The organism is Ilyomonas limi (assembly GCF_005233845.1).
Classification (GTDB): domain Bacteria; phylum Bacteroidota; class Bacteroidia; order Chitinophagales; family Chitinophagaceae; genus Ilyomonas; species Ilyomonas limi.
The window spans coordinates 1-19,552 of record NZ_SZQL01000032.1 but is presented as its reverse complement, the minus strand read 5'-3'; the positions used below and the strand labels follow the sequence as shown (position 1 = coordinate 19,552).

The window sequence follows — 19,552 nt, the reverse complement described above, 5'->3', positions numbered from 1 at the left end:
TAAAAATTTATGCGTGATGATTGACGTGATTTGTCTGCTGAATAAAATGAATCATGCGCAGATAGGTTGCTGCACCCTGGTGATTGATGTCATTGTTCAAAACCAGGTTTAGGTATGTCTCTCCTTCTGTATAGTTTCCTAAACCGATATTTCCCAAGCCAATCAGATAATTGCAGTGTTGTTTATTACGCTGATTTAGGTCAATATCAAAGACAAGCATATCGGGCAACGAAACAGCAAAATAATCAATTTGTATTTCATCATTCATGTGCCTTTCACCAAAGCTTATCAGCTTATTAAATATTGCCCCGGCTTTTGCTGGTTCGTCCAGTTTTATCCAGGCTAACGCCTGATAGAATATCTTGTCAGGCTGAGGATCGTTATAGTAAATTGCCTGTACCGGCTCGCTGATTCCTATTGTTGCCAGCTTGAAAAATTCATTTGCCTTTTCATGTATGCCCAATCCTTCGTAAGCGCAGGCTGTCAAATAATCCAGATCATTTTCCTGTGCGCCATACAGTTTTCCTTCACCCAGATTATCAGGGTAATATCTTGCTTCCTTCAGCAACGACAAGGCTTTGTCAAACTGTTGATCCCGTATAGCCTGCTTAGCGAGTTCTGTGTGGCATAGGAGGTATTGACTTGTTACTTTTCCTTCGCCGCCTTCCCAGGGATGAAAATGCCGTAATGCTAATAACTTCTTTGCAGTGTCGTAATCCTTAAGGTTGTTGTACAGCGTAATCCTTTCAATGTACAAGTCATCTCTTTGCTCAACAAGCGGCGCATATTGCTGCAGCAACTGCAGTCTTTCTGCAAAGGGCTTGTTCATTAACTTGTATAACTGGTCAAGCTCCATCAACACCCTTGCATCAGTATCGTACAGTGCAAATGCTTTCTCTAAATATTTTAAAGCTTTTTGTTTATCGTTTCTTTTGTTATAATAAGCAATCGCAAGATTGCGGTAAGGTGTAGCAAATGTTGGTTCAACTTCAATTGATTTCTCCCAGCAAGCTATTGCTTCATCATACTGGCGTTTATCATACCATAGATTCCCCAAATGATAACCCGCTTTTGCATCAGATGGATTCATGGCAATGGCTGATTGCAGAATGAATATTTCTTCAATTTTATTTGGAAAAACAATGGAGGTGGTATCTGCGGCAGCTTTCCGGAAATAGTCCATAGCTTTATCACTATCGCCAGCCTTTTCCTGCAGCCATCCCAGGTAATAATAGACAAGTGCTGTGGCTGCATCCGATTTTTTACGTTCGTCCAGATAAGCAATATAGGCAGAAAATAATGTAATGGCATCTTTATACAAACCAGCCTGCGCGTATTGTAAAGCCAGCTCAAGGAAATTATTTTCTGCATAACGCATCAAATTAAACAACTCGTCCAGAGCGGCACCTGAAGTATTCTGATGTAATACATTTTTGACTAAATACTTTTCATACAGGCAGCCAAAGTTGAAGGCATCAATTTTAATGCTTTCATCGCACAAGGCAATGCATTCACTATACAAATGTTTCTGTCGTAGCAAAGCTGCTTTAAGATGTCTTATCGTATTGCTGTGATAATTTCTTATCAATGATTTATCTGCAAGCTGTAGAGCATCGTTCGTTCTGCCCTGACGCGCAGCTATTCTTGCGAGCCACAGGAACGCCGCAGATTGCCAGGCGTCGTTCCATGTTGATTTATAAAATGCATCATACGCTTCGCTGCATTTCTCCTGCATTACAAGGCTTAAACCCAGGTTATAATAAGGCTCGCCATCATAGGGGTTTGGATTGCGTTTGGTAAGCGTAGCAATGGCAGTTCTGAAAAAAGGTTCTGCTTTCCTAAACTGGCCGCGGCGCAATAATAATAGGCCTTTTGCATTGTTGCAGCGCACATCGCCGGGGCTTCTTCGCAAGCCTTCCTCATAATAATCCAATGGATTGAAAGTGGCGTGTCGATATTGCTCTAAGTGCAATCCATTTAAAAACAAATCCTCAACCTGTTCTATTTCCGAAGGTAATTTTGCGGCAACAGCAGGGGAAGGAATTTCTTTATTCAGCGGCAATGGCTGATAGGAAACCAGTTCATGTTCCCCATTATCCAGCACACTAACTTTCCAATTTGATTCTTCACCTTTTTCAGAGACAGTCAGTGTTTCTTCAAACACGTTAGCAGGCGAGAGATTCGTTGTAAATCGTTTTACTTCTTTATCGCCGTTCCACACACTAATTGAGGCATTGTCGTACACAGCAGTGGCATATACTTTTATCGCTAAGCTGTTACCACTCCACTCTATATTAATCGCTGCTTCTTTGGTTGCATTTTTTACATAACCGATGCCTGCATACGGCATAAAATACTGCGTGAATGTTTTGATTTCATTCGGCTGTATCCACGAAAAATCCGGCTGGTTATCGGTAAACACACCGGTCATTAATTCTATATAAGGACCATCTTCATCAGTTAGTTGTTTATCCCATGCATAGCCAAAATCACCGTTGCCCCAGGTCCATTGCTTTTTGCCAGGTGAAAAGTGATGATCGGCAACATGCAACATCCCGGCCTGCGTATCATTCTCATAACAACCCATAAAATCATATTGCGATTGAATGGCCATGTAAGACGTTGGCACCGGAATGTTTTTGTATTTCGAAATATCAGTACCCGGTGCATAGTTCACTTTATAATACGTGCCGGTTGCAATCGGGAAATCGCTCACGTCGCGTTTGCCGTGATCAAATACGGCATACACATCGGGTGGAAAAACCGACTGGTATTCATCATTCACTTTTACCGCCGGATTGGCCCACCACAAAAACGTTTGCGGAAAGGAAGTACCATTAAATAATTGTCCCTTTATTTCTAAATAAGCTTTGTCTTTATACAAAGTAAAACCTGCCATTCCTTTTGTGCGGAACATCACTTCCGTTTCGCTTACCCATACCGTTTTGCTCCCGTCTTCAAATGCTTCTATTGAAAAATCAACAGGGCTGAAGGTGCTCGGGCGATGATGTTGCGGCCAATTAAACTCAATGCCACCGGAAATCCACGGACCAGCCAATCCCACCAATGCCGGCTTTACAACCTGGTTGTAATAGACAAAGTCGCGGTTTTTTATTTTGTCATAAGCCCGCTGAATCCGGCCACCCAGTTCCGGCAGCACCATGATTTTCAGATATTCATTTTCTATAAAAACGGCTTCATATTCTTTCGTTGTTTTCTCATTGCTTATGCTTTCAATTACAGGATGTGGATACACTACACCACTGCTTCCCTGGTAAACACGCTTTTCCAGAAACATCGGATTTTTTTCCGGCTTGCCGGTTTCGTAAGTGGGAATAGAAATTTTTTCTACCCATGCTTTTACATCCATCATAATGCGTTGATTCGTTTTTGATTAGCTATTCCTTCACCTCTTTCTATACCGTTTAATGAACTTTACAACGTCTGATACCGAAATATTGCCTATTGTTTCCATATAAGTTTTTTTGAGGCAAATGCAGCAACAGCAATGCTACAACATGTCCTGCAAGTAACAACTATAAACAGAAGATTTGCCTTGCATGGAAAGTAGTATTGTTTTGCTGTAGCTGGCGTGGCAATCATTTTAGTATTTTCAGCTTGTGCTAACCCAATTTATTGGGAATGCGGTCAAAATTCGAATTTGCCGTATGGCAAAAAAATAGTGAATTTTATTGTAGTAATGGATTATTTAACGGTTGTTATTCTGCTATATAGCTTATGAAAGTTACAGAGGAGCGAATTAAACATGGCTTCAAGGGACAGCGGATGATAGTGCTGCCCAGAAAAATTATCTCTGATTTTCTTGCCAAAGACCATTTGACGAGAAGTATCTACATTACGGATATCGGCTACTATCCTAAAGCCATTCATCATTATGTGGAGCGAAAACATGGAATTAATCAAAACATACTTATTTATTGCGTGGAGGGATACGGATGGGTGGAGATAAACGGCAGGCAAATTTCCATTGAACCATCGCAGTATATAATTATTCCGGCTAATCAGCCTCATATTTATGCGGCCGACAAAGGCGTGGCATGGACTATTTACTGGGTTCACTTTAATGGTAATCTTGCCAACTATGTGGTTGACCTTATTATAAAACACTCAAAAGATTATAAGCCCTACCTGGCTTATAACGAAAACAGAATTAAACTTTTTGAAGACATTTATTCTCAACTGGATAAAGGTTACAGCGACGATACTTTGCGATATGTAAATATGATCTTCTATCATTTTCTGTCGTCATTGCTTTACGAAGAAAAATTTAATGGTGAAGAAACCAATAAGTTGAGCGTTGTTTCTACTTCTATTACATTTATGAAGCAAAATCTGAACGGAGTCCTTTCCCTGCAAGACCTGGCTGATAAAAGCAGTCTTTCAGTATCACATTTTTCAACTGTTTTTAAAAGAGAAACTGGGTATTCTCCGATAGATTATTTCAATCATCTCAAGGTTCAGCAGGCTTGCCAATACCTTCTTTTTACAAACATGAGCATTAAAGAAATTTCATTCAGTTTAGGTATAGAAGACCAGTATTATTTTTCAAGAATGTTTGCTAAGCTTATGAATGCGTCACCAAAAGAATACAGGAATAGAAATAAAAGCTCCTAATGCGTGAAAAATCGTTCAACTACTTTAAAAAGGCGCTGAAAATTATAACTACCTGTATGTTATTATTATTGAATCATAGCAGCATAGCAACCAAAAAATAATCCATCTTTTTAAATAAAATATCCATTTAAAGGGCTTGTACTTGATTGTTATTTTGGAATAACAAATCTTTTGCTTATGCCAATGGAATATCATCGTTTCAAAAGAAATCTATTTCTTTCACCAAAGCATATATTGCTTTTTCTTTTTAGCTGCTTTTATCTCAGCGCCTTTTCGCAATCTGCAATGCAGGTAACCGGCGTTGTGGTAGACGAAAATAACGTTCCGGTGTCGGGCGCCAGCATACAAGTAAAAAATACAAATACGGGCGTGGCTGCCGATAGTTCCGGTAAATTCTCCATCAGAGTGCCGGACAGAAATGCTGTATTGGTTATCATGCACGTGGGTTATAAAACGAAAGAAACTACGATACCGCAAAGTGGCGAAATAACGGTACAATTATTCAGCGAAAACAATACTTTGAATGACGTGGTGGTAATAGGCTACGGCACACAACGGAGAACTTCGGTAACCGCGGCTGTAGCCAGCCTGAAAGGAGAAGAAGTTACCAAAGTGCCGGTAGCTAATCTCAGCAACGCTTTAGGTGGCCGCGTATCCGGAGTGATTTTTAAGCAAGGCAGTGGCGAACCGGGGTATGATGGCGCTAGCATCCTGATACGTGGCTTCAGCACAACCGGTAATACAGCTCCTTTAGTTATTGTGGATGGTGTACCCAGAAGCTTTCAACAATTAGATCCCAACAGTGTTGCCAGTTTTACGATACTCAAAGATGCAGCAGCCGTAGCTCCTTATGGTGTTGCAGGCGCAAACGGTGTAATATTGGTAACTACCAAACGTGGTACAAGCGGTAAACCACAACTTACTTATAATGGTTATTATGGCTGGCAGAATCCAACACAATTGCCGCACATGGTCAATTCGTATGAATATGCAGTTATGCGCAATGCAGCGGCGGCAAACGAGAACGCCGGCGCAGTATATGGCGATTATGCTTTGCAAAAATTTAGAGATGGTTCCGACCCCGACTTGTATCCTACAAATGACCCGTTGCACACCATCATCAATAAGAATGCCCCGATGATGTCGCACAACCTTTCCGTTTCCGGCGGCAGCGATAAAATAAAATACTTTGGTGCGTTTGGCTACTTAACGCAGGACGGCATGTGGGGACCTACCAACTTTAAACGCTTCAACCTGACCTCCAACGTAGATATACAGGTAACCAACACCACTAAGTTCGGCATCGGGCTTAACGGAAGAGCAGAAGACCGGAATTTCCCCGGCGTATCGGCAAGCAATATCTTTTACCAGTTGTATCGTACGCCACCTGTTGCACCGATATTGTTCAGCAACGGACTCTGGGGTTCTTATATCGGTCGTACGGCGTATGGCAATGTATTTAATAGCGGTTATGCACACGATACAAGACAGATTGTTTTAACGCAGTTGAGTCTTGAGCAACAATTACCCATCAAAGGCTTGAGTGCAAGAGCGGTGTTCAGTTATGATTTAAATGACCCGGATGGTCAAACAACCAAAACATGGCTGACACCAATACCTTATTACGATGTTACTGATACAACCACAAGCCCATATACCATTTCGCAAATCGGGTCTGACGGACCGCAGAAGCCTTCCTACGAAGTTTATAACAGTCAGGTTCAGGCTTTCACCTTGCAAGGATATTTAAACTATAACAACACGTTTGGCAAAAGCAATATAGGCGGACTGCTGGTGCTGGAATCGCGCGATATAAAATATTCGAACTTTGGCGCCAGGCGCGTAAATTATAACGTAAATATTCCGGAGCTGAACAACGGCAGTTCCAGCGCCAGCGACATCTTTAACTATGGCTCCTCCAGTGAATACAAGCAACGAGGTATGATCTTCAGGGCAACGTATGCTTACGATGGCAAGTACCTGTTTGAAGCGTCGGGTCGCTATGATGGAAACTATCTATTTGCACCCGGTAAACGTTACCAATTATTCCCTGCCTTCTCCGCCGGCTGGCGTATTTCGCAAGAGAAATTTATGCAGAATATTTCATGGCTTGATAACCTGAAAATCCGCGGTTCTTATGGCGAAAGTGGGGCTTTACCTTACCTCAACGGAGCGCTGGCACCGTTCCAATACCTGAGTGCATACTCGTTGCTGGGTAACAGTGCCATCTTTAACGGAACCGGCTCGCAGGGCTTGCGGGAAACTTCTCCGGCTAACCTGAATATTACCTGGGAAAAAGCCAAGAAAACAAATATTGGTGTTGAGTTTTCTATGATGAAAGGATTGTTTACCCTGGAAGCCGATTACTTCACAGAGAAAAGAAATGATATACTCATCGTTAATCAAAACTCGGTGCCGGCAGAGTATGGCATTAGTTTGCCTCAAACAAATTCGGCAGCCGTCAGCAACCGCGGTATAGATATGACGGTTGGCTCCAATTTCAATATCGGTAAAGACCTTCGTATCGGCATCACCGGAAATCTTACTTATGCGAAAAACAAATACGTTCAGATATACGAACTGGCCGCCACGTATAACAATCCGAACCGGAGAGTTACTGGTCGCCCGATCAACACGTATTTTGGCTATCATGCATTAGGATTGTTTCAGCAGAGCGATGATAAAAACGGTGATGGCACGATTGACAACACCGAATATCCTGTTGCGCAATTTGGCACCACCTTGCATCCCGGCGACATCAAGTATGCCGACCTGAGCGGACCGGAAGGCAAGCCCGATGGAATCATTGATGCCAACGACGAGATAGCCATTGGCAATACACCAACACCGCAATTGATTTATGGGTTTTCGCCAAGCATCTCTTACAAAGGCATTGATGTAAATGTTCTGTTCCAGGGAGCAGGAATGGGCAGCTTTTATTTAGATCAACAAGCAGCTTGGCCATTCTACAATAGCGCCTCTGCCCTGGCAGCATCTTTAGACTACTGGACGCCAGAAAATACAGATGCCAGATACCCACGTGTATTATCAGTACCTAGTCAAAATACCCAGCAGGTTTCGGACTGGTGGCTGAGAAAAAGCAATTACCTGCGCCTGAAAACGGTGGAAATTGGCTATGCACTGCCTGCTACTGTTGTTTCGAGAATTGGATTGCAACTGATACGGGTATATGCATCGGGACAGAATCTCGTAACCTGGACAAAAGAGATGAAAGATTTTGATCCGGAAGCAAGTCAGCAGCAGGGTCAGTTCTATCCGCAGCAGAAAGTGGTTACTGTAGGTCTTAATGTTACTTTTTAAACCAAAAGAATGTTTGTCATGCTTCATAAATTTTTAAAACAACCGATATATTTTATTGCAATAACTGTCATCTTCGTTATGCAATCGTGCAGTGATAAAGTACTGGATGTTCAGCCGAGAGACCGGTTGACCGATGCCACTGTGTGGACGGACCCCGGCGCTGCCGACCTTTTCCTGAATGACATTTACACTGGTTTGCCAGATGGTAATAACTGGTACGATCCTATTGAGAACTGGTCGGATAACTCGATTTGCGGATTTGCCTGGCCTACCTCCAGAGGACTGATTCAGCAAAGCCTTCAATCGCCGTCTAACGCAAATGTTTCCGGGGATATTGGCGGTCCGTATGACTGGACAACATTGTACACCGATATCAGGAAATGCAATGTGTTTATCAAGAATGTAACTGCTTCCGCATCACTGGCGGATGATTTTAAAAAAGAAAAAATAGCAGAAGCCAGAACGCTGAGAGCCTATTTCTATCAAAATCTCTTTATGATGTTTGGTGGCGTACCTATTATCACTGAAGTGCTGAATATAGATGTTCAAGGCGATAGCGTGTTCAGACCCAGGAACACCTACGATGAAACGCTGCAGTTTATACAAACAGAATGCCTTGCAGCTTACAATGATTTGCCGGATATGCCTTCTTCGGGAAGAGTGGGCAAAGGCGCTGCGTTAGTTATTAAAGGTTGGTGTGAGCTATACGCCGGTAAATACGCCGAAGCGGCTGCCACTAATAAAAAAATAATGGATGAACTGCCGTATGAGTTAGATGCCGATTATGCTGCCTTGTTTTTAACCAAAGGTGCCGGCAGTAAAGAAGCCATTCTATACCGCGAATACAATCCACCGGGGCAGGGCAAGGGCGCTTTTTTAGATGGCACTATCGGGCCCACATTTACAAAAAACGGGGCGGAAACAAGCTGGGGCGGCGTAAATCCCACACAGGAACTGGTGGATGATTACGCCATGGACAATGGTAAAGTTATTAGCGATCCTACATCTGGCTACAACCCACAAAAACCGTATGAACACCGTGAGCAACGCTTCTATCAGTCTATTGTTTACGACGGCTCTTATTTTTATAACGATACTATTTTTACAAGAAAAGGTATCGGCAGTAAAAATGAGATTGACCTTACCGACCGGGATGATGCCAGCCAAACCGGCTACTACATGCGCAAAAGGCTTGATGATAAAACGCTCGTGCTCGGCGCTGCTAACTGGGGTGGCTATACAAGCTATCAGAATTATATCATTTACCGGTTTGCAGACGTGCTGTTGAACTATGCAGAGGCCCAGAATGAAGCATCCGGACCCGATGCTACCGTATATAGTGCAGTGAATAAAATCAGGAACCGCTCTGCATTACCTAATCTGCCCGAGGGGTTGAGCCAGGCAGACATGCGCACTGCTATTCGCAGGGAACGGCGTATTGAATTTGCATTTGAAGACAAGCGCTTTTGGGACCTTCTTCGCTGGCACATAGCAGAGGTAAATCTGAACCATCCATTGCATGGCATTTCCATTACCGTGGGTGCCAACGGCGTATTGCAATATGCACCTGTTGAAGCAAAAGGCGGAGACCGGAAGTTTTATGCGGAAAAAAATTATTTATTCCCGATACCTCAATCCGTGATTGATAAGAATCCACAACTGAAGGGGCACCAAAACCCGGGATACTAATTGCCTTTGTTTTTTGTATAATTATAAAAAGTAATTCTTTGTTGAATAAACAAGGAATTACTTTTTTAAGTATGTTGTATTCGATGAAACTTCGGGAGAACAAAATTAGCAGCACCTATTTACTGCTTACTTTTATAGCTTTGGCAGCACAGTTTGGCTGTCAGGATAAAAATAAAACACTTTCACAGCAACCGCTCTTCACTCTGCTTTCTCCTTCTCAAACGAATGTCAGTTTTTCCAATACGCTTACTGAAGGTTTGAATACCAATGTGCTGATGTATGAATACTTCTACAATGGCGGCGGGGTAGCTATTGGTGATGTAAATGGCGATGGATTGCAGGATATTTATTTCAGCGCCAACATGGTTGACAATGCCTTGTACCTGAACAAAGGTAATATGCAGTTTGAGGAAATAACGGGGGCAGCAGGCGTGCAGGGAAGACCCGGACCATGGAAGACGGGCGTAACAATGGCAGACGTAAACGGCGATAATAAAGTGGATCTGCTGCTGTGCTATTCAGGAAAAATAAACGGGCAAAAAAGGGTCCCACAATTGTTTATCAATGAGGGAAATGATAGCAAAGGTATCCCTCATTTTAGGGACGAAACGATACAATATGGATTGAATGATTCCATGTATAGCAACCAGGCTTATTTTTTTGATTACGACCGGGATGGCGACCTGGATGTATTATTCATCAACCACAATCCTACGCGGTTTAGTAATCTTACCGATGCCACGATACATGAACTGATCAGCCGGCACGATAATGAGAGAGGAACAAGGCTGTTCAAAAATAATCATAATCATTTCACAGATGTAACACAAAGCTCTGGTATCGTCAACAGTGTTTTAAGCTATAACCTTGCAGCGGGTATCGCCGATGTAAATAACGATGGCTGGCCGGATGTTTATATCTCCAACGACTATCTCGTACCGGATTACCTGTACATCAATAATGGCAACGGCACTTTTACAGATAAATTAAACAACGCTATTGCGCATACTTCGCAGTTTTCCATGGGTAATAATATTGCAGACATCAACAACGATTGCCTGCCTGATATTTTCACGCTGGATATGCTGCCTGAAGATAATCATCGCCAGAAAATGTTGTTTGCACCTGATAATTATGAGGTATTCGACATGACGGTGCGTGCCGGCTTTCACAACCAGTATATGCGCAATATGCTGCAGCTAAACAACGGTAACGGAACGTTTAGTGAAATTGGTCAGCTCGCAGGCATATCAAATACAGACTGGAGTTGGTCGCCCTTATTTGCAGATTATGATAATGACGGGTGGAAGGACCTTTTTGTGACAAATGGCTATTTGCGCGATTATACAAACATGGACTTTCTTATGTACATGGGCAATCAACTGCAAAGCTCATCAAACGGTATTCGCCGGGAACAATTGTTAGAGATGGTACAGCATATGCCATCCTCCGATGTGAAAAATTACCTGTTTAAAAACGAGCAAAATCTTTCATTCAGCAACATGAACAATAACTGGGGAATTGATAGCTTTTCAAACAGCAATGGCGCTGCTTATGCTGACCTGGATAATGATGGCGACCTTGACCTGGTGGTCAATAATATTAATAAACCTGCCTTTATTTACCGCAACGAATCAAACACGGCTGTCAATCATTTTTTAGAAATTAAATTACAGGGAAGTGGCAGCAATACACAGGGGTTGGGTGCGAAAATATATGTATATAATAATGGAAAACAACAGTACCAGGAGCAAATGACGGCAAGAGGGTTTCAGTCTTCCGTATCGCCTGTAATGCACTTCGGGCTTGGTAAAGACAGCGTTGTTGACTCATTAAAAATAGTCTGGTTAAGCGGGCGGGTACAGGTTGTAAAAAATGTAAAGGCAAATAAAACCATTACCGTAAATGAAAAAGATGCAAACCTACCTTACTTAAAAACAGTCGCTCCTCAACCTTTGTTTCAAGAAGTGCAATTTCCGATTTCGTTTAAAGATAGCCTCAAAAAAATAAATGATTTCAACAGGCAACCTCTATTAATAAATCCGCTTTCTTATGCAGGGCTTTGCCTTGTAAAGGGAGATGTAAATGGAGATAAACGGGAGGATATTTACATTGGTGGCGGAAACGGAAAGTCGGGCAGCTTATATCTTCAACAATCGGACGGCTCATTTGTTCAAAAAAGTGAAACTGCATTTGAAAGGGATAAAGCGGGTGAAGATGTTGATGGATTATTTTTTGATGCAAATGGTGATGGCTTCAACGATTTGTATGTTGTAAGTGGAGGGTACGATAATTACGGGCCGGACGATAGTTTACTGCAGGATAGATTATACCTCAATGACGGGAAGGGCAATTTTATCAAAGATGATAAAGCGCTGCCCGCGATGCATGTTAGCAAAAGCTGTGTGCGCGCTACGGATATCAACGGCGACCATTTCCCGGATTTATTCGTTGGTGGAAGAGTAATTCCGGGTGAATATCCGGTTTCACCACAGAGCTATTTACTTATTAATGATGGCAAAGGTCACTTTAGGGATGCAACTGCGTCTGTCGCGCCTTCTATCCAGCATATCGGTATGGTAACCGATGCAGCCTGGACTGATTTGAATGGTGACAGCAGAAGCGATTTAATAATTGTAGGCGAGTGGATGCCGGTTACCGTTTTTATTAATGAGAATGGCAAACTTCAAAACAAAACGCACGATTATTTTGATAAAGCGTACAGCGGTTGGTGGAATAAATTATCCATATCAGATCTTAATAAAGATGGAAAGCAGGATTTAATTATCGGCAATCTTGGATTGAACACCCAATGCAAAGTAAGTGATAAAGAGCCTGCTGATTTATACTTTAAAGACTTTGATGAAAACGGCACGGTTGAACCTATTCTTTGTTTTTATATACAAGGAAAAAGTTACCCCTTTTTATCAAAAGATGAATTGGCAGGTCAAATAAACGGCATGTCGAAAAAATTCAACCGCTATCAGGATTATGCAGATGCCACACTGCAAACTGTCTTCTCACCGGAACAATTAAAGGGTGCTGGTCATCTTACTGCAAATATTCTTACAACTTCGTTCTTTGAAAGAGGCAGCGATGGGAGATTTCATTTACAAAAACTCCCTGTGCAGGCACAGTTCTCGCCGGTTTTCTCCATCAACTCTTTTGACTACGATAAAGACGGAAATCAAGACCTGTTGCTTTGCGGCAATATCAATCATGCACGCTTGCGCTTTGGCAATTACGATGCAAATTATGGAGTGTTGTTAAAAGGGGATGGCAAAGGACGATTTACATACATTGATCAGTTGAACTCCGGGTTTAATCTGACTGGCGATGTGCATGCTGTTCTCCGGATGGGTGACTCCTTATTCTTCAGGACGGAAGGGAATATAAAATTGTTTCGCAGACGTTAGGAATTCAAGTAAGTAAAATTTATTACTTTATTGCATCTGCTGCCAAGTCTTTAAAATCTTCTTGATTATAATCTTCCTCTATTCCATCATTAACTCAGGAAGTTAATTAATACTCGTTTATGAGTTATAATATGTGTAATACGGCACACAACATTACGCACTATTTTATGCCCCAGTTTTTATTAGGTTCAGCCCCCATCTCCAGGGTTAATTTACCTCCTTTGAGCAACTCTGCTGCCGGAAACCAAAACGACTCAAGCGCTTTGCCGTTTAATGTAGCATGCTGAATATATTTGTTTGTTCTTGAAACATTAAGGGCTTCAATAACGAACTGATCTCCCCTGCCGTATTGATGGTTTAAATGAATAACCACTTTTGGGAAAATAGGGCTTCCAATCTCGTAAACAGGAGTAGCGTTTGCCCCACCATCTGTTTGAAAAAGCCCTAATGCAGACATAATAAACCAGGAGCTCATTTGCCCCTGATCTTCATCGCCAAGATAAGCATTTGAAATGCCATACCCATAGTACCGGCTTATAACAGCGCGACTCCACTGCTGGGTAAGCCAGGGCTTTTTAGCCCAATTGAAAAGGTAAGCAAAATGCATGGACTGCTGATTGCCCTGAGCTACCGGATAGTCCCAATATTGCTCTCCAGGTGGATTAAACCGTACTTTTTCACTTTCTTCAAATCCCAGGGATAACCGGTCAACAAATCTTTTTTCTCCAATCATATCAATCAGCCCCGGCAAATCCTGCGGTACAAAATAGGTCAACTGCCAGGCATTGCCTTCTACATATTCTTCATTTGCTCCGGATTTAAGCGGATCAAAGTTTGGATACCAGGTTCCGTCTGATTTTCTTAAGCGGGCATACCCTGATTCTTTATCAATAGCATTCTTCCAGTATTGCGACCTGCTTATAAATTGATCATACACTGTTTGTTTATCCAGCGATTTAGCAAGCTGCGCCACCGTCCAGTCGTCATACGCATACTCCAGCGTATTGGAAAATCTTCCGGAATCAAAAGGCACATATTTGTATTTTAAATACACATCTAAATCCCTGTTTCCGGCAAATCCAGCCTTACCTACTTTTTGTGCCGGTGTGGTTTGCATTTTATAAATAGCTTCAAAAGCTTTTTGCACATCATAATCGCGAATACCCATCTGGTAAGCACTAACAATTAAAGGGATTTCGTGCTCTGCAACCATTACAGGTATATAATTCATTCCTGCAGGACCTTTGGCCAGCCAGCCATTAGCATCATACATAGCCAGTTGCGATTTTACCCAATGAGATGACCATTCCGGCGCAGCCAGATTCCAAAACTGGTTCAGGTTCCAGAAGGTATTCCAAAAAGCATCGCAGCCTAATGCAGGCGAGCTTGCATCTTTCAACTGCTGTACTCTTTTAGAAGCATCTACCCAACTGCCATCCACATCGCTCCAGGTATTACGGCTTGCCAATGCCCTATACATATTGCTGTAAAAGCGCACTTTTTCGCGCCGGTCATCACTGCTGATTTCCAAACGGCTTAGCAATTTATTCCAGGTGTCTTTTTGTGCATTGCGCACCTGGTCGAAACTCCAGCCATAAGGCTGCGTTATCTCTGTTGCCAGATTTTCACCAGCATTTTCTATACTTACCAACGATATACCTGTTTTTACCTGAACAACCCCGTTTTCCTTTGTATCAAATTCTGCAAAGGCGCCTGCATTATCGGGATTTGCAACATTAATTATATTACTATCGCTTACATTTTGATTAACCCAGGTGCCGAACTTCTTAATAGGGCGATCAAATTCTATTACAAAATGAACGGTGTATTCCTGGTTTACTCCGCCAGACCACACATTGGCTGAGAACTGTTTACTAAAGCCTTCAATGCGGTAATCACTTACCTTTTTTATGGTTGCTTCTTTTACATCATACTTATACTCAGCAGGTATTTTTAAGTCTATCATTACCCTTGCGCCGGAAGATTGCGGAAAAGTATAACGCTGAAAACTGCACCGGGTAGTTGCTGTAAGTTCTGCTTTGATATTATAGTCTTTCAGCATCACTTTATAATAACCAAGTGGTGCTTCTTCTGTTTCTTTAATCATCTGCGAGCGGTATCCTTCATCCGGCTTTTGCTCACTGCCCATGTTTGTTTTAAGAGGTCCGCTGGTGGGCAGCATTCCCAAGCCTGCCATTGTCCATTCGTGAATATGGCTAAAGGTACCAATGCTTTCATAGCTTGGGTCGTAGCCGCCCGACCATTCTGCGTCCTGATTGTCGGGACTTATTTTTACCATACTAAACGGCATCCACGGTCCGGGAGCAATCATCCACCTGGAGTGTGCTGAACCCAACCTGGTATCTACATAATCAGCAGGAGAAATCGTATCATAGTGAGCGCGATTTACGGTTCCTTTTTCAAGAGCAACATCATTACATAGTATTTCGTAATGGCTGCTTTGTTCAGTAACTACTGCCGGCATAGGCACTTCAAACTGGTGCCTTGCAGAATCAAGAACAGTAGAAAATACAGGCTTTCCATCTAACATAACCGCCAGCTTAGGTTTGCCGGAAAGGTGTTCTACATCAACCAGTAAAGGTTGAAAATATTTACCGTCTTTTTCAATTTCATAATCAGCAGCTTTAACGACCCGCAAAAATGCGTTTGCAGGTTTGATAAGTCTCAAATCCGGCGAAGCATCTAATTTCACCTGGTCGAATACCAGCCAGGAGCCTTTTAGCGTAGTTATTTGTATTTCATTACCCCCTTTACGCAGTAAATCTTTTACAGATATTTCTATTTTATACCGTTTGGCATTCTTCAAATCTCCTGCAATTACATTATTACTATCTTGTTGTGGCAATTGAAACTCAAATGGTTTTCCGTTAACCAGAATTTTTACCAAAGGAGGCAAACTGCCATTATAGCCCAAGATATCTACTATAAAAACACTACTATCATCTACAGGAATCTGAGCTATCCCAAACAGAATGTTTAATACCTGGGTTCTGATTCCTGCCAGTGATCCACTGCCTGCCCACCTGTCTTTAGGTCCCGGCAACACATAGGGCCAATCTTTTTTAGGGTTTGAATAGCCAATTAAATAATACTTGTCTTCCCACCCAAAATCATTAGCTAAAAAATGATGGTAGCCCGATGGTGCCAAAGCCATATCTGCACAACTGTTGTCTGCCCTACCAATTTCCCAGGCAACTTTATGCTGAGCCACAACACTTCCGGCCATAACAAATAAAAGCAACGTAAACAGCAGATTTTTCATAGTTCGTGTTTTTCAGGCATAGGCTAAGATACAGGTTAATCATATCCGGCAAAAACCACTGTGTACAATGAACTATTGCCTGTGTTTACATGCTGATAATGTATAATAATTTTATCATTTCTGGCGATTTGTGATTTGTGCTTTAAAAGTTTTGAATCAGAACGCAGACAGGAATTAAGATAGTAAGAATGATAAAGAAAGGATAAGTGACTTTTCGTGTGGTGACGAACTACCAGCCCTGTTGTTCTCTCGTGGCATAAATGTAAGCACAATACAATCTTTTAGTAGCATATCAACAGATGCGACGGTGCCTTTTTACCAGCCCTGTAATGAAATTTTTCCGGGCGATATAGAAATATGGGATAAACAAAAATGGAGGTATTAAAGGTAATTTATGCAGCTAAAGAGCAAAAGGTGGAGTAAGCAGTTGTTATCGGAACAGTTACCTGTTCCTTCTTAATCATTCGTACTATTTCGATGCCTGCGAGTGCTCGTAAAGCAGATTCAATGCTTTTAAATCCAGACATGTTTTGGGTTCAACATTTGACAAACCAATGGTATTGCTCTACTCTGTTATTGAGATACTTACATCCCCTCATCTTTATTCCGGACCATATTCTTTTGTTGTACGTTTTTATGACTTGCTTATTAGCTCCACTCCTATCAATATTGATGGTTTACCATTTTTATTAATGGCTTTCAATAAAACAGAGGAGCAGCTCTTTTATTTCTCCTTTGAGTAAGTAAGAAATCAACCGTATTGCCTTCTTTCTTTTTGAAAGATCTTTTCCATCAGGGGAGAAAACTTATACACCCATCTTTGTATGGCAGCATGGTCAACTGTTACTCCCCCTGCTAGATAATAGTTCCTCCACATCCCGATAACTTAAGCTAAACCTTAATTCATAATATACTGCGTGCAGATTTATATCTTTTGGGAAACAATAACCTTTGAATATTTGGCAAACTTAAGCTCTTTAGTAATAGTTATAGCAGACGCGACAGAACCTCTGTTGATAATCGTACACTTTTTGTTTTAAACTATCCAGGAAATAATTAATAGTCCTTGCCTCTTCTGAATTGCCTTTTGCACGCCCTCCTTCTTTAGACCATGCTTTCAATGACACATAGCGTTGTGTACTTTGCTCAAATCTTTCTCCGTTAATAGTAATGCGCAAATAAATAGGGGTAAGCCCGTCTTTGGTTTGTTTTGATGTTTTGCTGTAAAAAAGAATACTCAATTTCGTGTCCATCATTGCCTCCTTTCTTTGAGGTTAAAAGTAAATGGTTAGTACATGCCGGTCAAGATGTCCATTTGCTGGACTGCTTACCCAGCCTGCATTTCAGCGCAATTCGGTTACCCAAGAGCTAATAATTTTCGGGTAACCGAATGGAGCACTTTCCGATTGAGTTCTTTTGATACTTTTTGATAAGGGTAGAAAACAAAAAAAGCTCACAACCAATGAGTTTGTGAGCTTTTAATACGATTTGATAGCAATGTTGCGGACCGGACGGGTCTGCCGTTATGAGTTTAAACTTTACAACTGTTTACAAACATTTACGATAAAAGCCTGCCTTTTAATCTTTTGTAACAACTCAGCATTTTTCATCCATCTACCTTTACAAAAAGTAACAACAATTAATTCGACTAAAAATTCGACTAAATATGTTGTTACCACTCAAACCGATTTGTTCAGCAAGTAAAGTTCGCAAAGACGGTACCAGCCTCATATTCCTGCAGTATTGCAAATGCGAAAGTGATAAAACGCTATTGAATACAGATATTGCTATTCCTCCAAAGTATTGGAATAAGAAGTTGTGCAGGATAAATGATGACTTACCTGCAGCTTATGGCAGCGCTGAAAAGCTAAACCTGGAAGTGCACCGGATGTTCCGGTTAGCAGAAGACATCATCCATTTTGCTATACAGTTAAAGGTTGAGGACACAGTCTCATTTGCAAAAAAAACATTCCGCCCCAATCTCAGTGCATCTGAATTGGAAGAAATAGAAAAGAAGCATAAAACGCTAAAGCCTGTACAAAACCTTGATTTCTTTTACCAGATTGATGAATACATCAAATCCAAGGAAAGAAAGGTATCCAAGGAAACCGTTGGAGTATTCAGACAGATGAAGGAACATTTACTGGCATTTGAAGTGTTCAGGAAAAAGCTAATCTCTTTTGAATGTATTGACCTGGAATTTTATGAAAAACTGGTAGACTTTCTTACCCATGAATATGTGCAGAAAAGAAGAAAAGAATTAACTAAAGGTCTTAAGATCAATACCATTGGCAAAACAGTTAAACAATTACGTATTTTCCTAAAGAACCGCTCAAAGAGAAAAGTAATTCTCCCCATTGACTTAGACGGGTTTAAAATTCTGGAAGAAGAGGCAGATGCCATATACCTGACGGAATTGGAGATTCAACACATATATACACTGGACCTTTCTAATCACCAGCATCTTATCAAATACAGAGATTTATTGGTGTTTGGATGCTTAACCGGCTTACGATTTTCAGATTTTTCCGTTATTCGTTCTGAAGATGTAAGAGATAAGAAATTGTACAAGAAGCAGGAGAAATCTGATCATTGGGTCGTAGTTCCGTTAAGGGAGGAAGCATACACCATTTTTGTTCATAATTTCAAAAGAAAGATTCCCAGGATTACTAATCCTGATTTCAATTACTATATCAAAGAAGTTGGAAAGCTGGCTGGTATTGATGAACTAATAACCTTTTCTTACAAAAGAGGTAACAAAGATGTTGTTGAGGTAAAACCAAGATATGAATGGATAACTTCACATACATGCAGAAGATCATTTTGCACTAATGAATTTCTTGCGAGTACTCCCGTTAAGCTAATCATGAAAATCAGCGGACATAAGAAAGAAAGTGACTTCTATCGTTATATCAGGATTTCAGCAGAACAGGCCGCTTTACAAATTGAAAGAATATGGAATGAACGAAGTACTAATAACAATAATGTCAAACCTCAAAATTTTATAAGATTGTTGAACCATTAACTGGAATAAAGCATTGCAGTTCGTTTATTTTCTTAAATGTTTGCTTTAGGTATTTCGTACGAGACTGTAAAATAAACTGTGTCAGGAGTTAAATACTTAACTTCAAAACACAGAAAAAAATGGAAAAGCAAGAAAATCAGTTTGACTACGAGTCAATTAAAAAGCAAGCCCTGGAGCAGTTTC

The 19,552-nt window shown here is 41.3% G+C and carries 8 protein-coding genes and 1 pseudogene; 5 read left to right on the top strand and 4 right to left on the bottom strand.

What is annotated here, in order from left to right; all coding sequences use genetic code 11:
- Positions 1-7: 7 nt before the first annotated feature.
- Complete coding sequence (locus FC093_RS22340) at positions 8-3,373, bottom strand: tetratricopeptide repeat protein (protein ID WP_240743415.1); 3,366 nt, start codon at positions 3,371-3,373, stop codon at positions 8-10.
- 365 nt (positions 3,374-3,738) lie between these two features.
- Here FC093_RS22340 and FC093_RS22335 point away from each other — a divergent pair, with 365 nt between their 5' ends.
- From FC093_RS22335 to FC093_RS22320, 4 genes are all read left to right on the top strand, one after another.
- The gene (locus FC093_RS22335; protein WP_137264042.1) at positions 3,739-4,635 is read left to right on the top strand and encodes an AraC family transcriptional regulator; all 897 of its coding nucleotides are present in this window, start codon (positions 3,739-3,741) and stop codon (positions 4,633-4,635) included.
- A gap of 177 nt (positions 4,636-4,812) precedes the next feature.
- Positions 4,813-7,956 (top strand): SusC/RagA family TonB-linked outer membrane protein, encoded by a 3,144-nt coding sequence (locus FC093_RS22330; RefSeq protein WP_137264041.1) that lies wholly within the window; start codon positions 4,813-4,815, stop codon positions 7,954-7,956.
- Positions 7,957-8,034: 78 nt separating this feature from the next.
- Entirely contained in the window at positions 8,035-9,645 is a 1,611-nt protein-coding gene (locus FC093_RS22325) for a RagB/SusD family nutrient uptake outer membrane protein (protein WP_170971190.1), read from the top strand.
- Between the two features lie 38 nt (positions 9,646-9,683).
- Positions 9,684-13,061, top strand: coding sequence for a VCBS repeat-containing protein (locus FC093_RS22320; RefSeq protein WP_240743414.1), 3,378 nt, complete (start codon positions 9,684-9,686; stop codon positions 13,059-13,061).
- Positions 13,062-13,221: 160 nt separating this feature from the next.
- Here FC093_RS22320 and FC093_RS22315 read toward each other — a convergent pair whose 3' ends face one another.
- From FC093_RS22315 to FC093_RS22310, 3 genes and pseudogenes are all read right to left on the bottom strand, one after another.
- Positions 13,222-16,344, bottom strand: a complete 3,123-nt coding sequence (locus FC093_RS22315) for a GH92 family glycosyl hydrolase (RefSeq protein WP_137264039.1) — start codon at positions 16,342-16,344, stop codon at positions 13,222-13,224.
- A gap of 392 nt (positions 16,345-16,736) precedes the next feature.
- A pseudogene (locus FC093_RS24785) lies at positions 16,737-17,303 on the bottom strand (IS6 family transposase).
- Positions 17,304-17,321: 18 nt separating this feature from the next.
- A complete protein-coding gene (locus FC093_RS22310; protein WP_137264038.1) occupies positions 17,322-17,600 on the bottom strand; it encodes an Arm DNA-binding domain-containing protein in 279 nt (92 codons plus the stop codon).
- 410 nt (positions 17,601-18,010) lie between these two features.
- On the opposite strand from FC093_RS22310, the gene FC093_RS22305 reads away from it, so the two are divergent.
- Positions 18,011-19,369: a site-specific integrase gene (locus FC093_RS22305; protein ID WP_137264037.1), complete on the top strand. Its 1,359-nt coding sequence runs from the start codon at positions 18,011-18,013 to the stop codon at positions 19,367-19,369.
- The last annotated feature ends 183 nt before the right edge of the window (positions 19,370-19,552 follow it).